The sequence below is a fragment of the Chromobacterium sp. CV08 genome (assembly GCF_051129845.1).
Taxonomy (GTDB): Bacteria; Pseudomonadota; Gammaproteobacteria; order Burkholderiales; family Chromobacteriaceae; genus Chromobacterium.
This window is the reverse complement of record NZ_CP150453.1, coordinates 89,591-115,215: the sequence shown is the minus strand read 5'-3', so window position 1 is coordinate 115,215 and position 25,625 is coordinate 89,591. Positions and strand designations below refer to the sequence as shown.

Here is a 25,625-nt window from a genome sequence, read left to right as displayed (position 1 = left end):
GGTGCCGTGTCGGGCGCAGTAGCGGCTCGGGCGCCAGTTTACCGGGCATCGCCCCGCAGCAGCGCCAGCAGCGCCGCGCCGTCCAGCCCGGCGCTGGCGTCGCCGCCGGCGAGCAGGCTGTCGGCCAGCGCCCGCTTGTCGCGGTGCAGCTCGACGATCTTTTCCTCTATCGTGCCGGCCGCCACCAGCCGGTACACCGTCACCGGCCGCTGCTGGCCCATCCGGTAGGCGCGGTCGGACGCCTGGTCCTCCACCGCCGGATTCCACCACGGATCGAGATGGATCACGTAGTCGGCTGCGGTCAGGTTGAGTCCGGTGCCGCCGGCCTTCAGGCTGATCAGGAACAGATCGCCGTCGCCGGCCTGGAAGGCGTCCATGCTGGCCTTGCGCTGCCTGGTCGGCGTGGAGCCGTCCAGATAATGGAAGCGGACGCCGCGCGCGCGAAGGTGTTCGGCCACCAAGGCCAAGTGGTCGACGAACTGGCTGAACACCAGCGCCTTGTGGCCGTTGTCCAGCAATTCCTCGCAGATTTCGGCGAAGGCCGTCAGCTTGCTGGCCGGCAGCGCGCTGTCCGGCTGGGTGAGCCTGGGGTGGCAGCAGAATCGGCGCAGCCGGGTCAGCTCGGCCAGCGCCTGCATGGTCTGGCCGCCGGCGGCCGGGGCGGCCTCGGCCACGCGGGACAGGGCCTCCTGCCGCATCGCCTCGTAGACGTGGCGTTCCTGCTCGGACAGCTCGATCAGCCGCGTGGTCTCGGTCTTCGGCGGCAGTTCGGTCAGCACTTCGCGCTTGGTCCGCCGGAGCAGATACGGCTGGATCAACGCCTTCAACTGCGCGCGGGCGGTCTCGTCGCCGTCGGCGATAGGCTGGGCGTAGCGCTGCTCGAACTGGGCCAGATTGCCCAGAAGACCCGGCGCGATGAAGCGGAACAGGCTCCACAACTCGCCCAGGTGGTTCTCGACCGGCGTGCCGCTGGCGGCCAGGCGGAAATCGGCGCGCAGGCTCTGCGCCACCTGGGCGCGCTGGCTCTGCGGGTTCTTGATCGCCTGCGCCTCGTCCAGCACCACCGACGCCCAATGCACATCGCAGAAGGCCTCGGCCTCGCGCTGCAACAGGCCGTAGCTGACGATCACCAGATCGCCCGGCCCGACATCGTCCAGCCGCCGCTGTTGATGGTAGGCGCGCAGACGCAAGCTGGGCGCGAAGCGGGCGGCCTCCGCCAGCCAGTTCAGCGCCACCGAGGTCGGCGCCACCGCCAGTTGCGGGCCCAGATGGGCGCGGGTCAGCAGCAGCGACAGCGTCTGCACCGTCTTGCCCAGGCCCATGTCGTCGGCCAGGCAGGCGCCGGCGCCCCAGTGCGCCAGCCTGGCCATCCAGGCGAAGCCCTGCAGCTGGTAAGGCCGCAGCGTGGCGTTCAGTGTCGGCGGCACCCGCGGCTCGAACGCCGACGCCTCGCGCCAGCGCGCCGCTTGCCGTTTCCAGCCGTCGTCGCCGTCGAATTGTCCGGCCTCCTCGCCCCATGCCTGCAATCTGGGGCCGGCCAGCGGGCTGATCGCCAGTCCGTCCGGCCCGGCGTGGTCGACCATCCGCGCCAGTTCGCCGAGCCGCTGACCCAGGCTGCCGGACAAGGCCAGCCAGTCGCCGTCGGACAGCTGCAGATACTTGCCCTTCTGGTTGGCCAGCGCCGCCAGCAGATGGCGCAAGGTCAGGATGCGGCCGTCGTCCAGCTCCAGCTCGCCGTCGGCCTGCAGCCAGCCGCCGCGCCGCTTCACTTTCAGTTTCAGCTGCGGCATGCCGTCGGCGGCGGCCAGGCGGATCTTGTCGCCGTGCGGCCACAGACAGGCGACACGCTCGTCGCCGGCCGCCTGCAGTTGCGACAGCAGCGACAGCGCCGCGTGCTGGTCGGCGAACAGCCAGCCGTCGCCGTCGCGCTGGCCGCGCCCTATCGCCGGGCAGGCCTCGCGCAGCGCGCGCAGCCGGGCGGCCTCATCGGCCAGGTCGCGGACGAATTGGCGGTACTCGCCGTCAATGTCCAGCACCAGTCCGGCCGCGCCGCGGCCCGGCGCGCTCCAGGCGGCGGCCGGATGCGGCTTGACCTTCAGCTGCAGCCGCAGGCCTTCCGCTTGCCGGGTCAACAGGGCGTACAAGGCAGGGTCGGCGGCCTCGCTCGGCAGCGCCGGATCGAAAGCGGGGCTGGCGTCCAGCAGCGGCAGGCCGGGCGCGACGTCGCGTATCGCGTCCAGCACCCGCTGCCGCGCCTGCCACGGCACGGTCAGACCGTGGCCGACCAGGTCGGCCAGCGCCTTCAACTCGTCGCCCAGCTGGTAGACCAGCAGCCGTTCCGGCTGCGGCCTTTGCCACAGCATGCCGCCGCAGTCGGCCAGGCCGTCCGGCAGCAGCTTCAGCCTAAGCTCCGCGCCGACCCGCTCCATCTGCAGCGCCGCCTGCCCGGACTCGACACGGATGCGCCGCGCCGGCGCGTCGGCGTCGAACAGCAGCGGATGGTCTATCAAGGCCGGCAGCAGCGGGGCGGCGTCGATCAGGCCGGCGTCGCCGTCATGCGCCTGCCACAGCGCCAGCAGCGGTTTCAGCACCGGCAGGTCGTGCGGACGCACCGCGTCGGCCTGCTCCTGCAACAGGGCGGCCAGCGAGCAGGCGCGGCCGCGGCTCCAGCCGTCGGGGCCGGCGCTTTGCAGCAGCGGTTGCAGCTGGACGCCGGATTCGGCCAGGCGCAAGCGCCAGATCAGGCGGGAGGAAGGTTGGGCTTCGGTCATCGGCTGGCGGGAAATTGGGAGTCGGGGCCGATGTTGCCGGATTCGGCGCGCGCTGCAAAGCGCGATGAAAAACGGCAGCCCGGGCTGCCGTTACAGGCTTGGACAGGCGCTAGGCGCCGACGGGACCGCCGCAGCCGCCGGGCCGGGTGGCGATGTTTTTCAGATGGACGAAGGCCTTGCCGTTCCAGCGCCAGATGCCGTCGCAGAAGCCGGCCGAGCCGACGCGCAGATCGTGCACGCCGGCCGAGACGCCGACGTCGCGGCGGATGTCGGCGGCCGGCAGGCCCAGATTGGCGCGCAGCCGGCCGCCGGCGTCGCGGACGAAGACCCAGGCCGAGCTGCCGACGATGCCCGAGGTGCAGGTATTGCCGCCGCGCACCCACAGCTGTTCCTGGGCGCCGTCCCGCTCGAAGCTGCCGTCCAGCTGGTACGGCTCGTCGCAACCGTTCTGGTCGATGAAGCCGGCCGCGCCGTCCTTGGCCACGTAGCGCACGCCCAGTTGGTTCAGCACATCGTTGAGGTCGGTCTCCGACAACTTGCTTCCCTGGCCGAACAGCGCCTCGCTGGCGTCGGCCGGCGCCAGGGCCTGCGCCTCGCCGCTGGCGCGCAGCGGAACGCCGCCGCGCATGCGGCAGTCGTCGTCGGCGCAGACATACCGCCACCGCTGGCGATCGAACTTGAAGTCCAGGCTGGCCAGCTGTCTGTCCCGGCCGTCCCTGACCGTCAGCGTCAGCGGATAGACCCTGGCCTGCTTGCGGCTGTCGTCGATCTGGTATTCGAACTTCACGCCGACGGGGATGGCGGCGTCGCGGCCGAACACGTCGCCGCCGATCTCGATCACCTTGTCGTCCCTGGGCGCGTAGAAGTGCGGGAAATCGGCGCCGGCGGCGGCGGCGCGGCCGGCTGCATACCAGCCCATATAGCCGTCGCCGGACAGTTGCAGCAGTTGCGCCTGCCGCGGCCCGGCGGCCCGGTCGTTGACGAAGTCCAGCGCCTTGTTCGCGGCGATCACCGCCCTGGAGTCGGCATCGACGACGAAGGCGCCGATCAGGCCAGCCAGGTCGCGTTCGCCGGCGCCGTCCTTGCTGCCGCTGGCGAACAGGTAGAGCCGGTGTTCGTCTCCGGCGTCCACCCGGTCCAGCGACAGCGGGCTCAGGCAGTAGTCGCTGCCGTTTTCGCGCAGGTAGTGCCAGCAGTTCCGGGCTTCGTCATGCTGCAGGCGGCCATAGGCGCGATTCATGATGCCGGCCGCCAGCTTGCTGCCGGGCGCCTCGTCCAGCGCCAGTCTCTCCACCCTGATTTGGCGGCTGTCGTGCCACAGCAAGCCGGCGGCCACGGCCGCGATCGCCAGCGCGCCGAGACCGGCGGCCAGGCGCAGCCTGGTCTTCCGTTCCATCCACATCCCCCCTGACTACAACAATGTCCTGCTGGCCGTTCCGGCCTGAATGCTTGTTTTGACTGCGGCGGCAATTTTACCAACTTGGGCGTCAAAGCCAATGAAAAAAGGGAGCCTGGGCTCCCTTGGTCGTTGGCGGCGCGAACGGTCAGATGCGGGCGAAGGCGCGGCCGGCGGCCTCTATGGTCCGCTCAATCATCTCGTCGCTGTGCGCGGCGGAGACGAAGCCCGCCTCGTAGGCCGACGGCGCGAAGTAGATGCCTTCGTCCAGCATCGCGTGGAAGAAGCGCTTGAAGCGCTCGATGTCGCAGCCGGTGGCCTCGGCGTAGGATTTCGGCGCCTGGGCGCTGAAGTAGAAGCCGAACATGCCGCCGACGCTGTCGGTGGACAGCGCGATGCCGGCTTGCTTCGCCTGTTCGGCCAGGCCCTGGGCCAGCCGTGCGGTGCGGCGTCCCAGCGTCTCGTAGAAGCCGGCCTGCTGGATCAGCTTCAGCGTGGCGAGGCCGGCGGCGACGGACAAGGGGTTGCCGGACAGCGTGCCGGCCTGGTAGACGGTGCCCAGCGGGGCGATCCGGCCCATGATGTCGGCGCGGCCGCCGAAGGCCGCCAGCGGCATGCCCCCGCCGACCACCTTGCCCAGCGTGGTCAGGTCCGGTTTGACGCCGTGCAGGCCCTGCGCGCATTCCTTGGCCACGCGGAAGCCGGTCATCACCTCGTCGTAGATCAGCACCGCGCCGTGTTTTTCGGTCAGGCCGCGCAGCGTCTTGACGAATTCGGCCGACGGCTGGATCAGGTTCATATTGCCGGCGATCGGCTCCAGGATCACGCAGGCGATCTTGTCGCCTATCTCGGCGAAGGTCGCGGCAAGCTGCTCGACATCGTTGTAGCGCAGCACCAGCGTGTGCTTGGTGAAATCGGCCGGCACGCCGCCGGACGAAGGATTGCCGAAGGTCAGCAGGCCGGAGCCGGCCTTGACCAGCAGGCTGTCGGAATGGCCGTGGTAGCAGCCTTCGAACTTGACGATCAGATCGCGGCCGGTGAAGCCGCGCGCCAGTCGGATCGCGGTCATCGTCGCCTCGGTGCCGGAAGAGACCAGCCTGACCCGTTCGACCGACGGCAGCAGTTTGCAGATTTCCTCGGCGATCACCACCTCGCCCTCGGTCGGCGCGCCGAAGGACAGGCCGCCGACGGCGGCGTCCTGCACCGCCTTCACCACGTCCGGGTGGGCGTGGCCGACGATGGCCGGCCCCCAGGAACCGACGTAGTCCAGATACTGTTTGCCGTCGGCGTCCCAGAAATGGGCGCCTTCGGCGCGGGCGACGAAGCGCGGCGTGCCGCCTACCTGGCCGAAGGCGCGCACCGGCGAGTTGACGCCGCCGGGGATCACTTGTTTGCCACGTTCGAACAGTTCCAGATTGCGAGACATGCGTTTTTCCTTGTCTGGCGGCCTGCGCCGCGAAATATGGGTGAGGCGCGGTGGGGAGTCGGGTCCACTGGGCCGGCCATATTTTACATGATGGCGCCGCCGCCGGCTGGGTGCGTCGCCGGCGTTCGCCGCCGGGCGGAGGGGCTTATCCACAGCCATCGATCATTGCCGATCTTATCCACAGCAGCGGGCTGCCGGCGCGAGCGATTGCCGGAATGCCGGCTCCGGCGATATTTAATTGTCATTTTTTCTGACTTGCCGGCATAAGCGTCGAGCGTATGACAGTTTGATCGACAGCATATTGTTTTTGTCGAGACAGGCCTGGCAAAGCCATTCCACAATTCGATTGTCATGTACTATAAATTACAAATGCATAACGTAACTTCGGCGAAAAAAGCGCTTTTACTAGGTATTTTCACTGAACATCCATAGGTGGGTGCGCCCAGGCGGTAGTTGCGGCGATGTTGCCGCTTTGCCTATCACGGTCCGGCGCGCGCAGTGGCTTCCATCATCATTCAAGTGGACCAAGCGTATGAAGAACGACAAGGGCCTCTGCCCCAGCGCGGAGTTCGGGGCAAACGGCGAAGTGGTGTTCGGCATGCTGGGCGGCAGCGTCAGCTCGCGCCGCATCATCTATCTGAAGCAGGCGTTGCCGGTGGAACGGGTGGACCTGGACAAGCTGAACGGCATCGCGCCGGGCGAAGTGCTGCGCACCGCCGGGCGCTGCGCCGGCAGCAAGTGCGCCCACCACGACAATGACAGCGCCGAATGCACATTGGTGAACCGCATCGTCGACAAGGTGGAGACCATCAGCGAGGAGCTGGCCTACTGCGCCATCCGCCCCGAATGCGTGTGGTGGGCCCAGCACGGCGCAGATGCCTGTAGACGCTGCGCCCGCATCATCACCAAGGATCTGCTGGCGCCGCAGGAGATCGCCGAGGCGCGCTTGCCGCCCGGCGTCGCGCCGGCCGCATGATCACAAGAAGAGCGGCCGCGAGCCGCCGTTCCATCTAACCAACCTCGAAAGGAAGCAATATGAAAAAGAACGAAACCCTGCCGGCCGCCGATTTCGAAACCCAGCTGCAAAACAGCGTGGAAATCGCCGCCATGGTTCGCCTGGAGCAGAGCGAAGTGGAAGAAGTGTCCGGCGGTCTGATCTCCGGCCCCGGCCACACCGCAGGCTATCTGCCGACGGAGTAATCCGGCATCCGGTTCCGCAGCCCGCGACGCGGGTTGCGGAAGCGCATGCGTCCTCGCCTACCAGCTGCGGTATGGCTTCTTCGACAGATAGGCGTTGGTGTAGCGCCCGTCCTCCGTCACCTCGGCGCCTATCCATTGCGGCTTGGCGAACTGCGTGTCTTCCGCCGGCAGTTCGATCTCGGCCAGCACCAGTCCGGCGTTGTCGCCGAAAAACTCGTCCACTTCCCAGACAAAGCCCTGATACTCGATGCGGTGGCGCAGCTTGTCCACCACCATCGGGCACATCGCGTCCATGATGGTCTGGGCGTCGGCCAGCGGAATGGCGTACTCGAATTCGTGGCGGCTGACATTGCTGATATGGCTCTTCAGCGTCAGCCAGGCCTGCTCGCCGACCACCCGCACCCGCACGGTGCGCTCCTTCTCGACCGACAGATAGCCTTGCCGGTACTGCACCGCTGGCGCCAGGCCGCGCCAGCCGTCGCCGCTCACCACGAAGCGGCGTTCGATTTCCATTGCCATCGACAAGTCCTCAGGCGAATTCAGGGTTGGGATGCTTCAGAACGGCTTGACCACCACCAGGATCAGCACCGCCAGCAGCACCAGCACCGGCAGCTCGTTGAACACGCGGAACCAGCGGTGGGACTTGCGGTTGCGGCGGGCGGCGAAGTCGGCGTACAGCCGGGCGCAGTAGCCGTGGTAGCCGAACAGCAGCGCCACCAGCGTCAGCTTGGCGTGCAGCCAGCCGCCGCCGATGCCGATGCCCAGCCACAGTCCGAGGCCGGTGGCCAGCGTCAGCACGGCCAGCGGCGTCATGAAGCGCAGCAGCTTGTTGGACATCAGCAGCAGGCGATCGTACTCAGCCGTCTCGGCCGCCATCGCCAGGTTGACGAACAGCCGCGGCAGGTAGAACAGACCGGCGAACCAGGACACCACGAAGAAAATGTGGAAGGCTTTCAGATAGAGGTAGGTCATCGGTTTTCCATGATGCGCATCGGGGCCGGCTCAGGACCAGGCCCGCCGTTGCGCTTGAGGCAGTTTTTGCAACACCAGCTCGCGCGAGCGCTCGATGCCGCGGCGGATGTCGTCGGCGCTCAGCGCCGCCGTCGACTGCACCTGTATCCAGCGTGCCCGCGCCAGGTACGGGGCCGGCCGCACGCCGGGCAGGCCGGATAGCGCCAGGAAGTCGTCGTCCGGCACCTTGTAGCTCAGGCCATGCGGCCCGCGCGCGAGGAACATCTTGCCGCCGATGGAGAGCACCTGCGTTCCGCCCCATTTGACGTCGAACTCGGCGCCCGGCAACGAGCGGGCATGGTCCAGCAGCGCGTCAAACAGGGCCGGATCCATCGCTCAGCCCTTCTTCGGCGCCGCTTGGTACAGCGGCCACACTTGCGGGATATGGGCCTGCAGGTCGCGGATGCGGGTCGGGCCGGACGGGTGGGTGGACAGGAACTCCATGCCGCCGCCGTCGCCGGCCGCCTGCATCTTCTGCCAGACGTTGACCGCGGCGTTCGGGTCGTAGCCGGCCCTCGCCATCAACTCCAGCCCCATCACATCGGCCTCGGACTCCATCGCGCGGCTGTGCGGCTTGCTCAGCGTGACGTCGGTCACCATGCCGGCCAGCTTCACCTGGTCGGCGCTGAGGCCGGCGAGCGCGCCGACCAGCGACAGGCCCAGTTGCTGCGCGTATTCCTGGCTCAGGTTCTCGCGGGTATGTTCGCGCAGCGCGTGCGAAATCTCGTGGCCTATCACCGCCGCCAGTTCGGCGTCGGTCAGCTTGAGCCGGTTCATCAGGCCGGTGTAGACCATGATCTTGCCGCCGGCCATCGCGTAGGCGTTCATGTCGTCGGTGGACAGCACGTTCACCTCCCAGCGCCAGTCGCGGGCGTCGGGCCGGAAGGCCGGGGTCTGCGCGATCAGCCGCTGCGAGATGCGGCGCACCCGCGCCGTCTGCGCCGCGCTGGTGTTCAGCCGGCCGGCGGCGCGCGCCTGCTGCAGCTGGCCCGCGTACGACTTGGCCGACATCTGCTCCACTTCCTGGCTGGACAGCAGCATGCGCTGGCCGCGGCTGACGCCGACCGCGCCGCCGGAGGTGGTGGCGACCTGGGCGCAGGCGACCAGGCCGGCGGCCAGCAGCGCGCCGCCCAGCCAGCGTCTACAGGCCTTGGCCGGGGCGTTCAAATCTCCACCATCTGGAAATCGTCCTTGCGCGCGTCGCAGTCCGGGCAGGTCCAGTTGGGCGGCAGGTCTTCCCAGCGGGTGCCGGGCGGGATGCCATCCTCGGGACGGCCGGCTTCCTCGTCGTAGATGAAACCGCAGATCAGACACATCCAAGTACGCATCGCTTCGCCCTCGTGATCGGATAAAATGGGTATTCTAAATCGTGCCACCGCAATAAAACAAAAGAGGTTCGCCCTTGACCACTCCCGAATCCCCTCCCGTGGTACTGACCCTGGCCGGTTCCGACCCCTCGGGCGGCGCCGGCATCCAGGCCGATATCCTGACGCTGGCCAGCCTGGGCTGCCATCCGCTGTCGGTGATCACCGCGATCACGGTGCAGGATACCGTCGGCGTCAACGACCTGATGGTGCTGGACGCGGACTGGGTCAACGACCAGGCGCGCTTCCTGATGGAGGACATGCCGGTGGCGGCGTTCAAGATCGGCATGCTCGGCAGCGTGGAGAACGTCGCCGTGGTCGCGCAACTGATCGCCGATTATCCGGACATCCCGGTGGTGCTCGATCCGGTGCTGGCCAGCGGCGGCGGCCACGAGCTGGCCGACGACGATCTGATCGCGGCGATGCGCGACATGCTGATCCCGCAGGTGTCGATACTGACGCCGAACAGCCTGGAGGCGCGACGGCTGGCCAGCAACGACGCCGACGAGGACGAGGAACTGACGCTGGACCAGTGCGCCGAGCGCATCCTGGCGCTGGGTTCCCCGTATCTGCTGATCACCGGCACCCACGAGAACACCAAGGAAGTGGTCAACAGCCTTTACGGCCAGGACGGCGTGGTGCGGGCCGACCACTGGGAGCGGCTGCCCGGCAGCTACCACGGCTCCGGCTGCACGCTGGCCTCGGCGATCGCCGGCATGCTGGCCACCGGCCTGTTGCTGCCGGAGGCGGTGCGGGAGGCGCAGGAATACACCTATCAGACGCTGATCAACGGCTTCCGTCCCGGCATGGGGCAGTTCCTGCCGGACCGGATGTTCTGGGCGCGCGGCGACGACGAGGAGGACGGCGATGCCGCCCAGGCTTGAAGGCCTGTACGCGGTGACGCCGGACGGCGTCGACGACGCGCGGCTGTTCTCGCTGGCTGCGGCGGCGCTGGAAGGCGGCGCGCGCGCCTTGCAATATCGCGACAAGAGCGGGGATGCCGAACGCCGGCTGCGCCAGGCGGTCGAGCTGCGCCGCTTGTGCCGGCTGTCCGGCGCGCTGTTCATCGTCAACGACGATGTCGGGCTGGCGGCGCGGATCGGCGCCGACGGCGTGCACCTGGGGCGCGACGACGGCGGCATTGCCGCCGCGCGCGGCCGTCTGGGCGCGGACGCCATCGTCGGCGCGTCCTGCTACGACAGCATCGCGCTGGCGCGCGCGGCGCTGGCGGCCGGCGCCAGCTACGTCGCCTTCGGCGCGGTGTTTCCGTCGCGGACCAAGCCGGACGCCGTGGCCGCGCCGTTGTCGCTGTTCGCCGAGGCGGCGGCGCTGGGCGCGAACGCGGTGGCGATCGGCGGCATCACGGCGGACAACGCGGGACAGGTGATCGCGGCCGGCGCCGATGCCGTCGCGGTGGTCGGAGGGGTGTTCGACGCCGACGATGTCGGCGCGGCGGCCCGGACGCTGGCCGGGCGATTTCGGGTTTAATATCGGACGGTCATTATTGTGGACGAATGTCCGAATGATAAAATTCGCCCTTTTGGCGAATTTCAATGACAGTGTTGAAGAGCGTGTGTGTGGCGTCTGTAATCGCTGCGATGCTGGTCGGTTGCGCGGCGCCGCGCATCCAGGTGTGGCCCAATATGCCGGATTCGAGGCCGTATGCCGCCAAGGTGGAGTCAAAGCGCCCGTTCCGCACCGCGCGTAAGATGGATTTTGGCCCGCTGACAATGTACTGGCTTATCGACAACCGCGGTGTTCGCACTCCGGTGGTATCGGCCAATCCCAATTACAAAGTGGGGCAATGCGTCACTCTATGGCGCTCGCGGTCGGGGGTGATCGACAGCGATTTCCAGGTTGCCACCTATCCCAAGCTGTCCGCAGCCAATCCTAACTGTTCGGCGCCGCGCCAGGAACCTCGCAGCATCGACAGCTACCTCTACACTCGGGAAGACTGGGGCTATCAGTGGATGTATGTATTCAAAATGGACAATCTGTGGCTGGGGCGGACCGAGGATGAGCTGCTCAATTCCAAGGACTGGGGCGTGCCGGACAAAAGCTACATTAATGGCAAGACCAAGTATCTGACCTATACCCGAGCCTCATCCGAAGTGCGTACCGACTCTGCTAACGGCGTGTATAGCAGCAGCTATCTGTGTGAGACCACATTCGCTTTGCAGGGCGGTCGGGTCTTCAACTACCAGTACCGCGGCAACAGCTGCTATTGATGGTGTTGGCTAGAGCATCTTGATGTCAGCCAGGCGATAGTCGACCATGCGCGTTTCCTGACAGAACACGCGGGCCTGAATGGTGACGGCTCGGCCTTTTAGTCTGGCCATGTCGTCCTGGCTCAAGGCCAGGCTGGAAATCCGCCGCGCGCCGCAGACGGCACCATCGTCCAACCATATCGGCCGGCGAAGTTTCAGGTGATAGATTTGGGAAAAGGTGCCCTCGGCCTTGCTGCCGGCGGCAATCGGTCCCACGACGGTGCCGCTGAGGGTCAGGGGGGCGGCGGCGTCGCCGTCTATGCGGAAAACCCGGCCGGCGGCATGGCCGGCCAGGCTGGCGGCCAGCAGAAAGCCGGCCAGCACGGTGCTGCAGAACTTACACATCCCGATCGATCTTCTTCAGTCCATTATTATTGTCAGACTTGCAGGCGCCATTTCAGCAGGATGTCTTCTGTCCGACAATCAGGGTTATCCCGACTGTCCGACAAATAAAAAGCCCCCGCGGGACGGCGGGGGCGTGTCGATGCGAGAGAGCGTTCAGCCGTTGACCTTGCGATAGAGCTGGATCAGACGGCGGGTCGAGCTGTCGTGCTCGGCGCGGGAGAGCTTGCCGGTCAGCTCGGCGTGTATGGTCTTGGCCAGCTGCTTGCCCAGCTCCACGCCCCACTGGTCGAAGCTGTTGATGTGCCAGATCACGCCCTGGACGAAGATCTTGTGCTCGTACAGCGCGATCAGCGAGCCGAGGTTGCGCGGGTCCAGCCGGCTCATCAGCAGCGTGTTGGTCGGCCGGTTGCCGCCGAAGACCTTGTGCGGCACCAGCGCTTCCATCTGCTCGCCGTTCAGGCCCTGCTCGGTCAGCTCGGCGCGCACCTCGTCGGCGGTCTTGCCGCGCATGAAGGCCTCGGCCTGGGCGAACACGTTGGCCAGCAGGATCTCGTGGTGGCCCGGCAGGCTGGAGCGGTTCTCCAGCGAGGCGATCAGGTCGATAGGCGAGATGTGGGTGCCCTGGTGCAAGAGCTGGAAGAAGGCGTGCTGGCCGTTGATGCCGGTCTCGCCCCAGATGATGGGCGCGGTCTCGAAGTCGACCGGCTGGCCGGACAGCGTCACCTGCTTGCCGTTGGACTCCATGTCCAGCTGCTGGATGAAGGCCGGCAGCCGGTGCAGATACTGGTCGTACGGCGCGATCACGTGGCTGCCGCCGCCGTAGTAGTTGATGTACCAGATGCCTATCATCGCCAGCAGCACCGGCATGTTCTGCTCGAACGGCGCGTTCATGAAGTGCTGGTCCATGATGTGGGCGCCGTTGAGCAGCTCGGTGAAGTTCTCCTCGCCCAGGTAGAGCATGATGGGCAGGCCGATCGCCGACCACAGGCTGTAGCGGCCGCCGACCCAGTTCCAGAACTCGAACATGTTCGCCGGGTCGATGCCGAAGTCGGCCACCGCCTTCTGATTGGTGGAGACGGCGACGAAGTGCTTGGCCACCGCCTTCTCGTCGCGGGCGCGCGCCAGGAACCATTCGCGCGCGGTCAGCGCGTTGGTCAGCGTCTCCTGCGTCGTGAAGGTCTTGGACTCGACGACGAACAGCGTGGTCTCAGGGTGCACCTTCTTCAGCGTTTCCTTCAACTGGGCGCCGTCGACATTGGAGACGAAGTGCATGTTCAGCCGCGGATGGCCGAACGGTTTCAGCGCGGAACAGACCATCAGGGGGCCGAGGTCGGAGCCGCCGATGCCGATGTTGACGATGTCGGTGATCGGCTGGTTGGTGTAGCCCAGCCATTCGCCGGAACGCACCGCGTGCGAGAAGCGGCCCATCCGCTCCAGCACCGAGTTGACCTTGGGCATCACGTCTTCGCCGTCGACGCGTATCGGCGAGTTGGTGCGGTTCCTGAGCGCCACGTGCAGCACGGCGCGGTCCTCGGTGCGGTTGATCTTCTCGCCCTTGAACATCGCCTTGATGCGCGACGGCAGGCCGGCTTCGCGCGCCAGCTGCATCAGGCCCAGCAAGGTGGCGTCGGTGATGCGGTTCTTGGAATAGTCGAGGAACAGGCCGCCCACTTCCAGCGAATAGCGTTCGGCCCGTTCCGGATCGGCGGCGAACAGCTCGCGCATGTGCAGGTGCTTGGCCTCGGCGAAATGGTCCCACAGGGACTGCCAGGCCGGCAGTTCGGTCAGTTCACTCATGATGTCTCGTCCTATTCTGCTTGCTTGTTGTCCAGTCTGCGATTCTTCAGGCTGTGCTTGGTTTTTTCCAGCTGGCGGATCAGGCCCGGCCCGCGGCGCAGCGCCACGCTGACCGCCAGGATGTCGATCTGCACCAGGTGCACGATGCGCGAGATCATCGGGCTGTAGGTTTCATTGTCTTCCAGCGTGTCGGCGATCAGCGCGACGGTGGCGCGCCGCGCCAGCGGCGAGCCGCTGGTGGTCAGCGCGATCACCTTGGCGCCGGCGGCCAGCGCCACGTCGACCGCTTCCAGCAATTCGAGCGTGCGGCCGGAGCTGGAGATCGCCACCAGCACGTCGTCCGGACCCAGCACCGACGCCGCCATCATCTGGATGTGGGTGTCGGAGTAGGCGACGGTGGGAATGCCGAAGCGGAAGAACTTGTGCTGGGCGTCGGCGGCGATGATGCCGGAGTTGCCGAGGCCGTAGAACTCGATGCGGTTGGCGTCGGTCAGCAGCCGCACCGCGGCCTCTATCGCCTGCGGATTGACGTCGTTGCGGCACTTCAACAGCGCCGACACGGTGTTGTCGAACACCTTGGCGACGATTTCCGAGGTCGGGTCTTCCGGGCGCACGCTGGAGTGGACGTAGGGCACGCCGGTCACCAGGCTGCCGGCCAGCTTCAGCTTGAAATCGGGCAGGCCGGAGCAGCCGACGGTGCGGCAGAAGCGGATCACGGTGGGCTGGCTGACGCCGGCGTTCCTGGCGATGTCGGCGACCGCGGCCTGGATCACGGTATACGGCTGTTCCAGCACCAGCTCGGCCACCTTGCGCTCGGCCGAAGACAGCGTCTCCAGTTGGCCACGGATGCGATCAAGCATGCATGTCTCCTGCTGTGCCGCCGCGCGGAGGGCTGGTGGAGGCGTCCACCGGGGCATCGTCGCTGCCGGCCGCCAGATGGGCCGCCAGATGGGCGGCCACGCCCGGCAGGGCCGGGTGGGCGCTGGTGATCAGATAAACCGGGATGGCGGCCAGATAGGCCGACATCCGTCCCTTGTCCTCGAAGCGGCGGCGGAATGGGGATTGTTCAAAAAAACCGCTTAGACGCGGCACAATACCACCACCTATGTATACCCCGCCACGGGCGCCGACGGTCAAGGCCAGATTCGCGGCCGCGGAACCGAGCGCGGCGCAGAAGATTTCCAGCGCCTCGCGACAGCGCGCGTCGCGTCCGGGCAGGCCGCGCGCGCTGACCTCGGCCGGGGAGAGAGCGGATTCCGCCGCCCCGTCCAGCGCGCAGAGGGCCTCGTGGATCAGCGCCAGGCCGGGGCCGGACAGCAGCCGTTCGCAGGAGACGTGGCCGAAGCGGGCGGCGGCGTGGCGCAGGATGCCGGCCTCGCGTTCGTTCTGCGGCGCGAACGAGGCGTGGCCGCCCTCGCCGGGCAGGGCGCGCCAGCCGCCGGCCTCGGGCAGCAGCGTGGCGACGCCCAGTCCGGAACCGGGGCCGATCAGCGCCAGCGGCGCGTCCGGGCGCGGCTCGCCGCCGCCGATCCGGACGAGCTCATGGCGCGGCAGCCGAGGCAGGGCCAGCGCCAGCGCGGCGAAGTCGTTCAGCAGCAGCAGCGTGGACAGGCCCAGCGTGCGGCGCAGGGTCTCGATCGAGAACGACCAGTGGCAATTGGTCATCGTCACCGCGTCGCCGTTCAGCGGGTTGGCGATGCCTATCGCGGCGTGGGCGATGCGGCGCGCGCCGACCTGGTCCAGGTAGGCGCGCAGCGCGTCCTCCAGCGTCGGATAGCCGGCGGTCGGCAGCGCCACGATGTCCTCGATGACGCCGGGCGCCGTTTCCAGCGCGAAGCGGGCGTTGCTGGCGCCGACATCGGCCAGCAGACGCGGCCAGGCTTCAGGCAGACCAGTAGACATCGAGCGGCACCTTGTCCTGGGCCAGCAGGTGGCTGATCGGCCGCGCGTCGTCGGGGCCGGACGAGGCCGCTTCCAGCACCGCGCGTTTGCCGGCGCCCTGGATGGCCAGGATCAGGCTGCCGGCCTGCAGCAGCGCGGCGTAGCTCAGCGTCACGCGGCGGTGCGGCGCGGTCTGCGGCGTCACCGCCAGGATCGGCGTCGGATTGGCCGGATCGAGGCCGGCGGCCAGTTCCGGCGCGCCGGGAAACAGCGAGGCGGTGTGGCCGTCCTCGCCCATGCCGAGGATGGCGACGTCGGGCGCGGCGAATTCGCGGTTGGCGGCCGTCACCTCGGCGTCGATGTCGGCGCCGGCGCGCACCAGCGGCACAAAGCGCGCCGGCGCGGCGCGGTTCTTCAGCAGATGTTCGCGCACCAGGCCGGCGTTGCTGTCGGCGTGCCCGGGCGGCACGAAGCGCTCGTCGACCAGGGTGACGGTGACGCGCGCCCAGTCTATCGCCATCTCGGACAATAGTTTGAACAGCGGGATCGGCGATTTGCCGCCGGACACTGCCAGCACCGCCCTGCCGCGGCTTTCGATCGCGGCCGCCAGCCGCGACGCCACGCTATTGGCCAAGGCGTCGGTTTGTTGCGTCGCGTCGGGAAATTCCAACCAGTTCATTCGCTTACCTCGGTCGTGTTGGGCGCGGCGCGCCGATATCCGGTCATTGTATCTGGTAGGGTGCGTCACCCCGAAGGGGCGACGCACCGCTGGGCGACGCGCCAATCAGGCGTTCAGCACTCCTCGTGCCAGCTGATGCCGTCGCGCGACAGCAGCGCGCTGGACGCGGCCGGGCCCCAGCTGCCGGCGGTGTATTGCTTGGGCGGGATGTTGCCGCTGGCGGCCCAGGTGTCCATGATGGGCTCGACCCAGCGCCAGGCCTCGATCAGCTCGTCGCGACGCATGAACAGCGCCAGCTTGCCGCGGATCACGTCCAGGAGCAGGCGCTCGTAGGCGTCGGCGCGGCGCACCTTGAAGGCCTTGTAGAAGTCGAGGTCGAGGTAGGTCGGCTGCAGGCGCATCGTGTCGCCCGGTTCCTTGGCCAGGAAGTACAGGCGGATGCTTTCCTCCGGCTGCAGGCGGATCACCAGCCGGTTGGCGTGGTGGCTGCCGCCCAGCGGGCCGGAGAACAACTGGTGCGGCACGTCGCGGAAGTTGATGACGATCTCGGCCAGCCTCTCCTGCATCCGCTTGCCGGTGCGCAGGAAGAAGGGCACGCCGGCCCAGCGCCAGTTGTCGATCTCGGCCTTGATCGCGACGAAGGTCTCGGTCGGGCTGCCCGCCGGGATGCCGTTCTCCTGCTGGTAGCCGACGACCGGCTGGCCGCCGATGGCGCCGGCCTTGTACTGGCCGCGCACGGTCTTGGCGGCGACGTCCTGCTCGGTGAACGGGCGCAGCGCCTTCAGCACCTTCAGCTTCTCGTCGCGGACCGCGTCGGCCTCCATATTGGCCGGCGGTTCCATCGCGACGATGCAGAGCAGCTGCAGCAGGTGGTTCTGCACCATGTCCCTGAGCGCGCCGGTGCCGTCGTAGAAGTCGCCGCGGCTGCCGACGCCCAGCTCTTCGGAAATGGTGATCTGCACATCGTGTATCCATTCGCGGCGCCACAGCGGCTCGAACAGCGCGTTGGCGAAGCGGATGGCCATCAGGTTCTGCACCGACTCCTTGCCCAGGTAGTGGTCGATCCGGTACAACTGCTCTTCCTTGAAGAAGCGGGCGACGTCGTCGTTGATCTCGTTGGACGAGGCCAGGTCGGTGCCCAGCGGCTTCTCCAGCACCACCCGAACATTGGCGCGGTTCAGTCCGACCGCGGCCAGATTGTCGCAGATGCCGGCGAACAGATTGGGCGCGGTGGCCAGATAACAGACCACCACCTTGTCGCCGTCGGCGCCGATCTTTTCCGCCAGCGCCGGGTAGTCGGCGGCCTGGGAGGCGTCGACGCGCAGATAGTCGATGCGGGCGCAGAAGCTGTCCCAGGCGGCGGCGTCGAAGTGCGACTTGATGTGGATGCGGGAATTCTTCTCGACGAAGGCCAGGTAGTCGTCGCGGCTCAGGTCCTTGCGGCCCAGCGCCAGGATGCGGCCCTGCTCGTTGAGCAGGCCTGCCGCGTGCGCCTGGTACAGCGAGGGCAGCAGCTTGCGCATCACCAGATCGCCGGCGCCGCCGAACAGCACCATGTCGAAGGCCGGGGTAGCGGTAGAACGGGTCTCCATCCTGATCTTCCATCTTGAAGGTATTAGATGTAGTTATATTACCACTCAAGGCTGTACTGTCTATGCTGGTAACAAGATCGTGGCCGCTTTTGCAACACCTTTTGTTCTGACGCAAAATTACCGGTTTTCCTCCAGAAAACGAGGAAACGAGGGGCGATGGCCGCCGCGGGGCGTCAGCGGGGGCGCGTAGCGCGCCTTGCATTTTGAGTGTAGTAAAACTACTATCGACATCAATTCAACACGGAACGTCATCATGGCCTTGCATCCCACCCTGTCCGCCGTTACCGACCGCATCGTCGCGCGCAGCCGCGCGCGGCGCGACGCCTACCTGGCGCGCGTGCGCGCCGCCGCCCAGCAGGGCCGGGTGGAACGGGCCCAGTTGTCGTGCACCAATCTGGCCCACGCCTTCGCGGCGATGCCGGACACGGTGAAGATCCATCTGAAGCAGGAGCACCGGCCGAATCTGGCCATCGTGTCCTCTTACAACGACATGCTGTCGGCGCACCAGCCGCTGGCGGCCTTCCCGGCCTGGCTGAAGGAGGCGGCGCTGTCCGCCGGCGCCACCGCCCAGTTCGCCGGCGGCGTGCCGGCGATGTGCGACGGCGTGACCCAGGGCCAGCCGGGCATGGAGCTGTCGCTGTTCTCCCGCGACGTGATCGCGATGAGCACCGCCGTCGCGCTGAGCCACCAGATGTTCGACGCCGCGCTGTATCTGGGCGTGTGCGACAAGATCGTGCCGGGCCTGATGATAGGCGCGCTGAGCTTCGGCCACCTGCCGGCGGTATTCGTGCCGGCCGGCCCGATGACCACCGGCATCGCCAACGACGACAAGGCCAAGGTGCGTCAGCTGTACGCAGAGGGCAAGGTCGGCCGCGACGCGCTGCTGGAATCGGAATGCCAGTCCTACCACGGTCCCGGCACCTGTACCTTCTACGGCACCGCCAACTCCAATCAGATGCTGATGGAGATCATGGGCCTGCACCTGCCGGGCGCCGCCTTCGTCAATCCGAACACCCCGCTGCGCGAGGCGCTGACCCGCGCCGCGGCGGTCCAGGGCGCGAAGATCGCCGCCCAGGGCGCCGAGTTCACGCCGGTCGGCGAGATGATTGACGAGAAATCCATCGTAAACGCCATCGTCGGCCTGCTGGCCACCGGCGGCTCGACCAACCACACGATGCACATCGTCGCCATCGCCCGCGCGGCCGGCATAGACGTCAACTGGGACGATTTCGACCAGCTGTCCGCCGTGATCCCGCTGCTGGTGCGCGCCTATCCGAACGGCAAGGCCGACGTCAACCACTTCCACGCCGCCGGCGGCATGGGCTTCGTGATCCGCGAACTGCTGTCGGCCGGCCTCTTGCACGACGATGTCGGCACCGTGGTGGGCCGCGGCCTGTCGCATTACACCCGAGAGCCGTGGCTGGACGGCGGCGAGCTGAAATGGCGCGACGCGCCGGCCGTCAGCGGCGACGACAGCGTGCTGCGTCCGGCGTCCAATCCGTTCTCGGCCGATGGCGGCCTGAAACTGATGGCCGGCAACATCGGCCGCGCGGTGATCAAGGTGTCGGCGGTGAAGCCGGAGCACCGCGTGGTGGAAGCGCCGGCCGTGGTGTTCCACGACCAGAACGACATGCTGGCGGCGTTCAAGCGCGGCGAGCTGGAAAAGGACTTCGTCGCGGTGATCCGCTTCCAGGGCCCGCGCGCCAACGGCATGCCGGAGCTGCACAAGCTGACCCCGGCGCTGACCATCCTGCAGGAACGCGGCTTCAAGGTGGCCCTGGTCACCGACGGCCGCATGTCCGGCGCGTCCGGCAAGGTGCCGGCGGCGATCCACGTGTCGCCGGAAGCGCTGTCCGGCGGCGCCATCGGCAAGATCCGTGACGGCGATCTGATACGCGTCGACGCCGAGACCGGCGAGCTGAAGGCGCTGGTCGACGCCGCCGAATGGGCGGCGCGCGAGCAAGTGCAGGCCGATCTGTCGCACAACGAATACGGCATGGGCCGCGAGCTGTTCGCGGTGTTCCGCCACGGCGCGGACGAGGCCGAGGCCGGCGCGATGAGCTTCCGCCACCCGGCCTGGAACTGAGCGCTTTGGGGATTCAGCAAGGCGGCGCGGCAAGCGCCGTCCGCCAACAGGAGATGGAAATGGATGCTTTGACTGTATTGCGCCAGGGCCCGGTGGTTCCGGTGATCATCGTCAACGACGCCGCGGTGGCGGTGGACCTGGCCCGCGCGCTGGTCGCCGGCGGCGTCAAGGTGCTGGAAGTGACGCTGCGCACCAAGGCCGCGCTGGCGGCGATGCGCCGGATGCGCGACGAGGTGCCGGAGGCCATCGTCGGCGCCGGCACGCTGCGCAACCGCGCCCAGCTGGAGGCGGCGGTCGACGCCGGCGCCCAGTTCGGCATCAGCCCGGGCTTCTCCGGCGAGCTGGCCTCGGCCGCGCGCGCGTCCAGCCTGACGCTGATCCCCGGCATCGCGACGCCGTCGGAGGCGATGTGGGCTCAGGACGAGGGCTTCAACACGCTGAAGCTGTTCCCGGCCGAGGCGGTCGGCGGCGTCAAGCTGTTGAAGTCGCTGGCCAGCCCCTTCCCCGACCTGCGCTTCTGCCCGACCGGCGGCATAGACATCAAGAAGGCGCCGGAATACCTGGCGTTGCCGAACGTGCTGGCCGTCGGCGGCAGCTGGCTGACGCCGGACGACGCGATCGCCGCCCGCGACTGGGACCGCATCACCCGGCTCGCCCGCGAGGCCAGCCAGCTGTCCCGCGGCTGAGCCCGGCGCCGGCCAAGAAAAAACGCTCCTCCGGGAGCGTTTTTTTCGTCCGCGCGGCGGCGCCGCTCACATCCTGGCCAGCGCCTGCTTGGCCTTCTGCGCCGCGTCGGTCTTCGGGTACAGCTTGATCAGGCGGCGGAAGGTGTTCTTCGCCTGGTCCTGCTGGCCGAGGTCGCGCTGGCAGTTGCCGATATTGCGCAAGGCGTCCGGCGCGAAATGATTGTTCGGGTACTGCTCGACGAAGCGGCGGTGGATGTCGATCGCGGCGTCGTACTGGCGCAGCGCGGTATGGGCGACGCCCAGCCAGTAGCTGGCCTCGGCGGCCTGCGGCGCCTGCGGGTTCTGCTGGATGAACAGCGCCAGCGCATTGATCGCATGCGGGAAGTCGCGCGCGCGCAACAGATTCAGCGCCTTGTCGTAGTCGGGCGCGGCCTGGCTGTCGCCGGCGGCGGCCTGCTGGGCGGCGGCCGGTTGCGAGGCGTCCTGCTTGCCCGGTCCGCCCTCCAGATGGGCGAGGCGGCCGTCCAGGTCGTTGTACAGGTCGTTCTGGCGTTTCTGCGTGGTCTGCAGATTGTAGTTCAGCACTTCGACGTCGCCGCGCAGCTTGGCGACTTCGGCCTTCAGCGTATCGACCTGGTTGACCATCTCCAGCAGCTTGTCGTTGGACAGCTTGGTTTCCACCGCGGCGATGCGGGTGGTGGCCTGCTGATTCACCTGGGCCAGCTGGCGGCGGGTTTCCTCCAGGTCGCTGGAGCTGGCGCAGCCGGTCAGGATCAGCAGGAGGGCGCTACTGATGGCGATCCGTTTCATGGTGTTTCCGGTGAGTGGCGACAGCCGGACATCATAGCGCTTTGGCCGCCGGACGGCAGCCTCGGGCCGATGTCCGGCTGCGAAAAGGCATGGCGGGCGGCGCGGCGGCCGCCCGCCTCAGGCGCTTACTGGCCCTGGTAGACGATGTCGGCGCGGCGGTTTTCGGCGTAGTCGGCGTCGGTGTTGCCGGTGGCCTTCGGCTTTTCCTTGCCGAAGCTGACCGCTTCGAGCTGGCTGTCCTTGACGCCCAGCACTTCCATCGCGTGCTTGACGCTTTCGGCGCGGCGCTGGCCCAGCGCCAGGTTGTATTCGCGGCTGCCGCGGGCGTCGGTGTTGCCCTGGATGATCACCTTCTTGTCGTGGCCCTTCAGGTAATCGGCGTGGTTGGCGACGACGGTCTTGCCTTCGCCGTCGACGGCGGAGGAGTCGAAGGCGAAGTAGACGCTGCGCTTGGCCAGCGGGCTGTTCGGATCGTTCAGCGGATCCATCGCCACATTGCCCTCGGTGCTCGGCGCGGTGACCGGCGCCTGGCTTTGCGGGGCCGGGGTGACCGGCGCGGCCGGGGTTTCGGCCGGCTTGGTGCTGGCGCAGGCGGCGAGCAGGGTGGCGATGGCGCCACCGAGTGCGATTTGCTTCAAGTTCATTGTTGGCTCCCGATCAAGGATTATTAAACGGACCCCATGCCGGGTCCTGAACATCGCCGTTGAGCACGGCCAGCTTCACCTTGCTGCTGCCGTCGGCTGTGGCGGCGTACAACACGCTCTTGCCGCCGGCGTCGCTGGAGTACAACACCATGCGGCCGTTCGGCGCGAAGCTGGGGCGTTCGCTGTAACTACCATCAGACAATAGACGGGTGTCATTAGTTGCCAGATCCTGCGACATCACACGGAAATTGCCGGCGGAACGGCGAATATAGACCAGGGTCTTGCCGTCGGGCGCCAATTTGGGCGAAACATTGTAATTTCCCTCCCAGGTCACGCGCTGCGCGTCGCCGCCGCCGACCGGCACCCGGTAGATCTGCGGCGCGCCGCTGCGGTCGGACACGAAGTACACCATGGAGCCGTCCGGGCTGAAGGTCGGCTCGGTGTCGATGGCGCCGTTGTACATCAGCCTCCGCGCCGAACCGCCGGCGGCGTTGATGACGTAGATCTGCGAATTGCCGCTGGTGGTCAGCACCACGGCGAGTTTGCTGCCGTCGGGGCTCCAGGCCGGGGCCGAGTTGCTGCCCTTGAAGTTGGCCACCGCGCGGCGCTGGCCGGTGGCCAGGTCCTGCACCCACACCACCGGCTTCTGGCTGGCGAAGGACACATAGGCGATGTAGCGGCCGTCCGGGCTCCAGCTCGGCGAGATGATGGGCTCGGTCGAACGCAATATGGTCTGGCTGCGCTGACCGTCGACGTCGGAAATCTGCAGCGCGTAGCTGTTGCGGCCGGACTTCAGCACATAGGCTAGACGGGTGTTGAAGAAGCCCTTCTGGCCGGTGATGGCCTCGTAGATCATGTCGGCGATCGCGTGCGCGACCTGGCGGCTGCGGTCCGGCGTCACGGTGAACTCGCCGCCGGTCAGCTGCCTGCGCTGCGACACGTCCATCAGCCGGAAGCTGATCTTGATCTGGCCGCCGCCGGCGCTTTCCACCTTGCCGATGGCGACGGACTGGGCGCCCGCGGCCTGCCACAGCGGATAACGGATGTCGGCCGGCTCGAACGGCACATTGGCGACGGCGGACGGGTCCACCAGGCGGAAGGCGCCGGACAAGGCCAGGTCGTTGCGTATCACCGGCGTCAGATTGCCCTGCGTCGGGCCTTCGTCCTTGAACGGCAGCACGGAGATGGCGTGGCGGCTGGCGCCGCCGCCTATGATTTCGATGTTCAGTTCGGCGCGGGCGACGCTGGCAATCAGCAGCGCCATCATCGCCATCCCGCGTAACAGGGCTCGCAAGCTCGGCATGGTTTCCTCGGTTTGGATCACGGTCCGCTCAATGCGGGCGGAACGTCAGGGTAAACGAGCGGTAGCCGTCGTTGAAATTGGCGCCGGCCGGCAGCCTGGGGAAGGTCTTGGCCTCCCACACCGCGCGCTGCACGGCATCATCATAGGCCGGCACGCCGCTGCTTTTCACCAATTGCACCGTTTTCACCTCCAGCGTCGGCAACAAGGTCACCCGAAGCACCGCGGCCGGATTGCCGGCGATGCCCGGCGGCACCTGCACCAGCGGCGTCACCTTGGCCTTGACCAGGTCTATCCAGCCGGCGTTGACGCCCGAACCGTTGACGGCCCCGCCGGCGACGCCGTGCTTGCTGCCCGCCTGGTCGCTTCGCGCGTTCGGCTTGCCGCTGCTGCGCGTGCTGTCCAGGCTGGACAGCAGGTCGTCGGCTTCGTTGTTATAGGCCTTGGCCGTCTTGTGGCCGGGTTTGGCCGGCGGCGGCGTCTGGGTCTTGGCTTCTTTCTTTTCCGGCGCCTTGGCCGCCGGCTTGGCCTTTTCGTGCGGTTTTTTCTCCGCCTCGGCCGGCTTGGGCTCGTGCCTGGGCTTTTTCGGCTCCGGCTCGGCCGCCGGCTTGGGTTCCGGTTTCTCCTGCCTGGGCTTGGGCGCGTCCTTCTTGCCCAGATTGACGTCGGCCGGCGGCGTCTCGACCACCGGTTTCGGCTCCGGGGCCGGTTCGGGCGCCGGCGCCGGCGCGACCGGCGCGGTCACCGCCGGAGGAGGAGGCGGCGCGGTGGTCCACAGCTCCAGCGCCAGCGGCGCCGGACTCGGCGGCGGCGTGGTCTGCAGGCCGCCCCACAGCAACAGGCCGATCACGGCGGCGTGGAACAGCGCCGATGCGATGAAGGTCCAGGGGCGCGGCGAAGAGGACGGTTGCGAACTCATTGCTTGCTGATTTGCTTGACGGTCAGCGCGACGCGCTTGATCCCGGCCTGGTGCAGCCGGTCGGCGATCTTCACCACGTCGGCGTATTTGAGATTGGCGTCGGCGGAGATGGCCACCGGACGCTGGCCGGCGCCGATCGCCGCCTGCAGCTGGCTGGCGAGGTCGTCCAACGAGTCGACGCGGCTCTTCTGCTCGCCGTCGACCAGCTCGATCTTGCCGGCGGCGTCCACGGTCACCTCCAGCGGACGGACGTCGATGGCCGGCGCCTCGGAGACGCTGGGCACGTCGATCACGCCGGGCGTGAACATCGGGGCGGTGACCATGAAGATCACCAGCAGCACCAGCATCACGTCGATATAGGGCACGACGTTCATCTGGTTGATCTGGCGGCGGGGGCGGCGGTTCAGCATGACGGTGACGGGGTAGGCTCGGTCGACAAACGGCCATCATAGCACCGGCGCGGGGCGCGGCGCTGTGGCCAAAACGTTACAGACCGTCCGAGCATCGCGAAAGTTCGTGCGCGCCGACTAGCGGCGCGTGCACAGCGTCAGGCCGTCGCCTATCGGCAGCACGCACATGTGGACGCGCGCGTCGGTCTTCAGGCTGGCGTTGAACGCGTGCACCAGGTGCACGCCGGGTGGGTCCTCCGGCTTCGGTTCGACCACGCGGCCGGACAGGAAGATATTGTCGATGGCGATGACGCCGCCGGGCCGCACCAGCTCGAGGCAGGCTTCGTAGTAGTCGCGGTAGCCGGGTTTGTCGGCGTCGATGAAGGCCAGGTCGAAGCCGCCGGCCCGGCCCTCGTCCAGCAGTTCGCGCAAGGTGTTCAGCGCCGGCTGCAGCCTCAAGTCTATGCGGTCGGCGACGCCGGCCTTGGCCCAGTATTCGCGGGCGATGGCGGTGAAGGCCTCGCTGACGTCGCAGGCGACCACCTCGCCGTCGTCCGGCATCGCCAGCGCCACGGTCAGCGCGCTGTAGCCGGTGAACACGCCGATTTCCAGATAGCGGCGCGCGCTGATCAGCCGCGCCAGCCAGCCCATGAACTGGCCCTGGTCCGGCGAGATCTGCATCTTGGCCAGCCGGTGGCCGGCGGTGAATTCGCGCAATTCGCGCTGCGCCGGGTGCTCGGCGACGGCGATGTCGAACAGGTAGTCGGAGAGGGCGCTGCTGAGCGCGACGGTGTGGCGGGTCATACTCGGGCTTCCAAAATGACGAAACGCCCGCGAGGGGCGTCGGGTGCGGACCGGCGGAGCCTTATTCCGGCTGGTAGACGTAGGCCTTTTGCGGCACGCTGGATTCCTTCCAGCGGCGCTGCTCGTCCAGGTCCAGTTTGCGGTCCCACAGCGTCAGGCGCAGTTCGCGGCGCTCGCTGTCCACTTCCGGGTTCTTGTCCAGGAAGCCGTTGATGAATTGGGTGAATTCGGACTGGTACATCGTACCCTCCATGGTTG

At 67.6% G+C, this 25,625-nt stretch carries 28 protein-coding genes; 7 read left to right on the top strand and 21 right to left on the bottom strand.

Annotated elements, in window-relative coordinates:
- Positions 1-38: 38 nt before the first annotated feature.
- From WNM05_RS00500 to hemL, 3 genes are all read right to left on the bottom strand, one after another.
- Positions 39-2,771: a DEAD/DEAH box helicase gene (locus WNM05_RS00500; RefSeq protein WP_434631529.1), complete on the bottom strand. Its 2,733-nt coding sequence runs from the start codon at positions 2,769-2,771 to the stop codon at positions 39-41.
- A 109-nt stretch (positions 2,772-2,880) separates the two neighbouring features.
- On the bottom strand, positions 2,881-4,167 hold the full coding sequence (locus WNM05_RS00495; RefSeq protein ID WP_434631526.1) for a hypothetical protein: 1,287 nt from the start codon (positions 4,165-4,167) through the stop codon (positions 2,881-2,883).
- Positions 4,168-4,315: 148 nt separating this feature from the next.
- Positions 4,316-5,593: a glutamate-1-semialdehyde 2,1-aminomutase gene (gene hemL / locus WNM05_RS00490; RefSeq protein ID WP_434631523.1), complete on the bottom strand. Its 1,278-nt coding sequence runs from the start codon at positions 5,591-5,593 to the stop codon at positions 4,316-4,318.
- Between the two features lie 532 nt (positions 5,594-6,125).
- On the opposite strand from hemL, the gene WNM05_RS00485 reads away from it, so the two are divergent.
- Positions 6,126-6,569, top strand: a complete 444-nt coding sequence (locus WNM05_RS00485) for a hypothetical protein (RefSeq protein ID WP_434631520.1) — start codon at positions 6,126-6,128, stop codon at positions 6,567-6,569.
- 59 nt (positions 6,570-6,628) lie between these two features.
- Positions 6,629-6,793 carry a hypothetical protein gene (locus tag WNM05_RS00480; RefSeq protein WP_434631517.1) on the top strand — a complete coding sequence of 55 codons (165 nt, stop codon included), beginning with the start codon at positions 6,629-6,631 and terminating at the stop codon, positions 6,791-6,793.
- Positions 6,794-6,850: 57 nt separating this feature from the next.
- Here the strand turns inward: WNM05_RS00480 and WNM05_RS00475 are convergent, their stop codons facing one another.
- Genes WNM05_RS00475 through WNM05_RS00455 form a run of 5 tightly spaced genes read right to left on the bottom strand, consistent with a single transcriptional unit; the run spans position 6,851 to position 9,132 of the window.
- Entirely contained in the window at positions 6,851-7,312 is a 462-nt protein-coding gene (locus tag WNM05_RS00475; protein WP_434631514.1) for a CYTH domain-containing protein, read from the bottom strand.
- Between the two features lie 36 nt (positions 7,313-7,348).
- Positions 7,349-7,765, bottom strand: a complete 417-nt coding sequence (locus WNM05_RS00470) for a CopD family protein (RefSeq protein WP_434631512.1) — start codon at positions 7,763-7,765, stop codon at positions 7,349-7,351.
- A 30-nt stretch (positions 7,766-7,795) separates the two neighbouring features.
- A complete protein-coding gene (locus WNM05_RS00465; RefSeq protein WP_434631509.1) occupies positions 7,796-8,137 on the bottom strand; it encodes an MmcQ/YjbR family DNA-binding protein in 342 nt (113 codons plus the stop codon).
- A gap of 3 nt (positions 8,138-8,140) precedes the next feature.
- Positions 8,141-8,971 carry a M48 family metallopeptidase gene (locus tag WNM05_RS00460; RefSeq protein WP_434631507.1) on the bottom strand — a complete coding sequence of 277 codons (831 nt, stop codon included), beginning with the start codon at positions 8,969-8,971 and terminating at the stop codon, positions 8,141-8,143.
- On the bottom strand, positions 8,968-9,132 hold the full coding sequence (locus WNM05_RS00455) for a rubredoxin (protein WP_011133707.1): 165 nt from the start codon (positions 9,130-9,132) through the stop codon (positions 8,968-8,970). Before WNM05_RS00455 ends, WNM05_RS00460 begins: the two co-directional genes overlap by 4 nt.
- A gap of 98 nt (positions 9,133-9,230) precedes the next feature.
- On the opposite strand from WNM05_RS00455, the gene thiD reads away from it, so the two are divergent.
- The 3 genes from thiD to WNM05_RS00440 all read left to right on the top strand — a co-directional run bounded on the left by thiD (position 9,231) and on the right by WNM05_RS00440 (position 11,396).
- Positions 9,231-10,052, top strand: coding sequence for a bifunctional hydroxymethylpyrimidine kinase/phosphomethylpyrimidine kinase (gene thiD, locus WNM05_RS00450; protein ID WP_434631502.1), 822 nt, complete (start codon positions 9,231-9,233; stop codon positions 10,050-10,052).
- On the top strand, positions 10,036-10,656 hold the full coding sequence (gene thiE / locus WNM05_RS00445) for a thiamine phosphate synthase (RefSeq protein WP_434631499.1): 621 nt from the start codon (positions 10,036-10,038) through the stop codon (positions 10,654-10,656). Before thiD ends, thiE begins: the two co-directional genes overlap by 17 nt.
- A gap of 65 nt (positions 10,657-10,721) precedes the next feature.
- Positions 10,722-11,396 (top strand): hypothetical protein, encoded by a 675-nt coding sequence (locus tag WNM05_RS00440; protein WP_434631496.1) that lies wholly within the window; start codon positions 10,722-10,724, stop codon positions 11,394-11,396.
- 9 nt (positions 11,397-11,405) lie between these two features.
- On the opposite strand, the gene WNM05_RS00435 is transcribed toward WNM05_RS00440, so the two are convergent.
- The 6 genes from WNM05_RS00435 to zwf form a co-directional block, all read right to left on the bottom strand.
- Entirely contained in the window at positions 11,406-11,780 is a 375-nt protein-coding gene (locus WNM05_RS00435; RefSeq protein ID WP_434631494.1) for a hypothetical protein, read from the bottom strand.
- 153 nt (positions 11,781-11,933) lie between these two features.
- On the bottom strand, positions 11,934-13,577 hold the full coding sequence (gene pgi / locus WNM05_RS00430; protein ID WP_434631491.1) for a glucose-6-phosphate isomerase: 1,644 nt from the start codon (positions 13,575-13,577) through the stop codon (positions 11,934-11,936).
- An 11-nt stretch (positions 13,578-13,588) separates the two neighbouring features.
- Positions 13,589-14,437, bottom strand: coding sequence for a transcriptional regulator HexR (gene hexR / locus WNM05_RS00425; protein ID WP_434631488.1), 849 nt, complete (start codon positions 14,435-14,437; stop codon positions 13,589-13,591).
- Complete coding sequence (locus WNM05_RS00420; RefSeq protein WP_434631485.1) at positions 14,430-15,479, bottom strand: glucokinase; 1,050 nt, start codon at positions 15,477-15,479, stop codon at positions 14,430-14,432. Before WNM05_RS00420 ends, hexR begins: the two co-directional genes overlap by 8 nt.
- Positions 15,460-16,137 (bottom strand): 6-phosphogluconolactonase, encoded by a 678-nt coding sequence (gene pgl, locus WNM05_RS00415; protein WP_434631482.1) that lies wholly within the window; start codon positions 16,135-16,137, stop codon positions 15,460-15,462. The genes WNM05_RS00420 and pgl overlap by 20 nt, the downstream gene beginning before the upstream one ends.
- Positions 16,138-16,250: 113 nt before the next feature.
- Positions 16,251-17,729 carry a glucose-6-phosphate dehydrogenase gene (gene zwf / locus WNM05_RS00410; protein ID WP_434631479.1) on the bottom strand — a complete coding sequence of 493 codons (1,479 nt, stop codon included), beginning with the start codon at positions 17,727-17,729 and terminating at the stop codon, positions 16,251-16,253.
- 253 nt (positions 17,730-17,982) lie between these two features.
- Between zwf and edd the strand changes: the two genes are divergently transcribed.
- Entirely contained in the window at positions 17,983-19,815 is a 1,833-nt protein-coding gene (gene edd, locus WNM05_RS00405) for a phosphogluconate dehydratase (protein WP_434631476.1), read from the top strand.
- Between the two features lie 59 nt (positions 19,816-19,874).
- Complete coding sequence (locus tag WNM05_RS00400) at positions 19,875-20,501, top strand: bifunctional 4-hydroxy-2-oxoglutarate aldolase/2-dehydro-3-deoxy-phosphogluconate aldolase (protein WP_434631473.1); 627 nt, start codon at positions 19,875-19,877, stop codon at positions 20,499-20,501.
- Positions 20,502-20,567: 66 nt separating this feature from the next.
- Here WNM05_RS00400 and ybgF read toward each other — a convergent pair whose 3' ends face one another.
- From ybgF to WNM05_RS00365, 7 genes are all read right to left on the bottom strand, one after another.
- Positions 20,568-21,311, bottom strand: coding sequence for a tol-pal system protein YbgF (gene ybgF / locus WNM05_RS00395; protein ID WP_434631470.1), 744 nt, complete (start codon positions 21,309-21,311; stop codon positions 20,568-20,570).
- Positions 21,312-21,436: 125 nt separating this feature from the next.
- Positions 21,437-21,955, bottom strand: a complete 519-nt coding sequence (locus tag WNM05_RS00390) for an OmpA family protein (RefSeq protein WP_434631467.1) — start codon at positions 21,953-21,955, stop codon at positions 21,437-21,439.
- Positions 21,956-21,968: 13 nt separating this feature from the next.
- Positions 21,969-23,219: a Tol-Pal system beta propeller repeat protein TolB gene (gene tolB / locus WNM05_RS00385; RefSeq protein WP_434631464.1), complete on the bottom strand. Its 1,251-nt coding sequence runs from the start codon at positions 23,217-23,219 to the stop codon at positions 21,969-21,971.
- 67 nt (positions 23,220-23,286) lie between these two features.
- Positions 23,287-24,174, bottom strand: a complete 888-nt coding sequence (locus tag WNM05_RS00380) for a TonB family protein (protein WP_434631462.1) — start codon at positions 24,172-24,174, stop codon at positions 23,287-23,289.
- A complete protein-coding gene (locus WNM05_RS00375; protein ID WP_434631459.1) occupies positions 24,171-24,584 on the bottom strand; it encodes a biopolymer transporter ExbD in 414 nt (137 codons plus the stop codon). Before WNM05_RS00375 ends, WNM05_RS00380 begins: the two co-directional genes overlap by 4 nt.
- 117 nt (positions 24,585-24,701) lie before the next feature.
- Positions 24,702-25,367 (bottom strand): class I SAM-dependent methyltransferase, encoded by a 666-nt coding sequence (locus WNM05_RS00370; RefSeq protein ID WP_434631456.1) that lies wholly within the window; start codon positions 25,365-25,367, stop codon positions 24,702-24,704.
- Positions 25,368-25,428: 61 nt separating this feature from the next.
- Positions 25,429-25,608: a DUF3460 family protein gene (locus WNM05_RS00365; protein ID WP_434631453.1), complete on the bottom strand. Its 180-nt coding sequence runs from the start codon at positions 25,606-25,608 to the stop codon at positions 25,429-25,431.
- Positions 25,609-25,625: the final 17 nt, after the last annotated feature.

Excerpts from the sequence above, each read along its gene's own strand:
- WNM05_RS00500 (WP_434631529.1), bottom strand. The coding sequence starts at position 2,771 with ATGACCGAAGCCCAACCTTCCTCCCGCCTGATCTGGCGCTTGCGCCTG.
- WNM05_RS00495 (WP_434631526.1), bottom strand. The coding sequence starts at position 4,167 with ATGGAACGGAAGACCAGGCTGCGCCTGGCCGCCGGTCTCGGCGCGCTG.
- hemL (WP_434631523.1), bottom strand. The coding sequence starts at position 5,593 with ATGTCTCGCAATCTGGAACTGTTCGAACGTGGCAAACAAGTGATCCCC.
- WNM05_RS00485 (WP_434631520.1), top strand. The coding sequence starts at position 6,126 with ATGAAGAACGACAAGGGCCTCTGCCCCAGCGCGGAGTTCGGGGCAAAC.
- WNM05_RS00480 (WP_434631517.1), top strand. The coding sequence starts at position 6,629 with ATGAAAAAGAACGAAACCCTGCCGGCCGCCGATTTCGAAACCCAGCTG.
- WNM05_RS00475 (WP_434631514.1), bottom strand. The coding sequence starts at position 7,312 with ATGGCAATGGAAATCGAACGCCGCTTCGTGGTGAGCGGCGACGGCTGG.
- WNM05_RS00470 (WP_434631512.1), bottom strand. The coding sequence starts at position 7,765 with ATGACCTACCTCTATCTGAAAGCCTTCCACATTTTCTTCGTGGTGTCC.
- WNM05_RS00465 (WP_434631509.1), bottom strand. The coding sequence starts at position 8,137 with ATGGATCCGGCCCTGTTTGACGCGCTGCTGGACCATGCCCGCTCGTTG.
- WNM05_RS00455 (WP_011133707.1), bottom strand. The coding sequence starts at position 9,132 with ATGCGTACTTGGATGTGTCTGATCTGCGGTTTCATCTACGACGAGGAA.
- thiE (WP_434631499.1), top strand. The coding sequence starts at position 10,036 with ATGCCGCCCAGGCTTGAAGGCCTGTACGCGGTGACGCCGGACGGCGTC.
- WNM05_RS00440 (WP_434631496.1), top strand. The coding sequence starts at position 10,722 with ATGACAGTGTTGAAGAGCGTGTGTGTGGCGTCTGTAATCGCTGCGATG.
- WNM05_RS00435 (WP_434631494.1), bottom strand. The coding sequence starts at position 11,780 with ATGTGTAAGTTCTGCAGCACCGTGCTGGCCGGCTTTCTGCTGGCCGCC.
- pgi (WP_434631491.1), bottom strand. The coding sequence starts at position 13,577 with ATGAGTGAACTGACCGAACTGCCGGCCTGGCAGTCCCTGTGGGACCAT.
- hexR (WP_434631488.1), bottom strand. The coding sequence starts at position 14,437 with ATGCTTGATCGCATCCGTGGCCAACTGGAGACGCTGTCTTCGGCCGAG.
- WNM05_RS00420 (WP_434631485.1), bottom strand. The coding sequence starts at position 15,479 with ATGTCTACTGGTCTGCCTGAAGCCTGGCCGCGTCTGCTGGCCGATGTC.
- pgl (WP_434631482.1), bottom strand. The coding sequence starts at position 16,137 with ATGAACTGGTTGGAATTTCCCGACGCGACGCAACAAACCGACGCCTTG.
- zwf (WP_434631479.1), bottom strand. The coding sequence starts at position 17,729 with ATGGAGACCCGTTCTACCGCTACCCCGGCCTTCGACATGGTGCTGTTC.
- edd (WP_434631476.1), top strand. The coding sequence starts at position 17,983 with ATGGCCTTGCATCCCACCCTGTCCGCCGTTACCGACCGCATCGTCGCG.
- WNM05_RS00400 (WP_434631473.1), top strand. The coding sequence starts at position 19,875 with ATGGATGCTTTGACTGTATTGCGCCAGGGCCCGGTGGTTCCGGTGATC.
- ybgF (WP_434631470.1), bottom strand. The coding sequence starts at position 21,311 with ATGAAACGGATCGCCATCAGTAGCGCCCTCCTGCTGATCCTGACCGGC.
- WNM05_RS00390 (WP_434631467.1), bottom strand. The coding sequence starts at position 21,955 with ATGAACTTGAAGCAAATCGCACTCGGTGGCGCCATCGCCACCCTGCTC.
- tolB (WP_434631464.1), bottom strand. The coding sequence starts at position 23,219 with ATGGCGCTGCTGATTGCCAGCGTCGCCCGCGCCGAACTGAACATCGAA.
- WNM05_RS00380 (WP_434631462.1), bottom strand. The coding sequence starts at position 24,174 with ATGAGTTCGCAACCGTCCTCTTCGCCGCGCCCCTGGACCTTCATCGCA.
- WNM05_RS00375 (WP_434631459.1), bottom strand. The coding sequence starts at position 24,584 with ATGCTGAACCGCCGCCCCCGCCGCCAGATCAACCAGATGAACGTCGTG.
- WNM05_RS00370 (WP_434631456.1), bottom strand. The coding sequence starts at position 25,367 with ATGACCCGCCACACCGTCGCGCTCAGCAGCGCCCTCTCCGACTACCTG.
- WNM05_RS00365 (WP_434631453.1), bottom strand. The coding sequence starts at position 25,608 with ATGTACCAGTCCGAATTCACCCAATTCATCAACGGCTTCCTGGACAAG.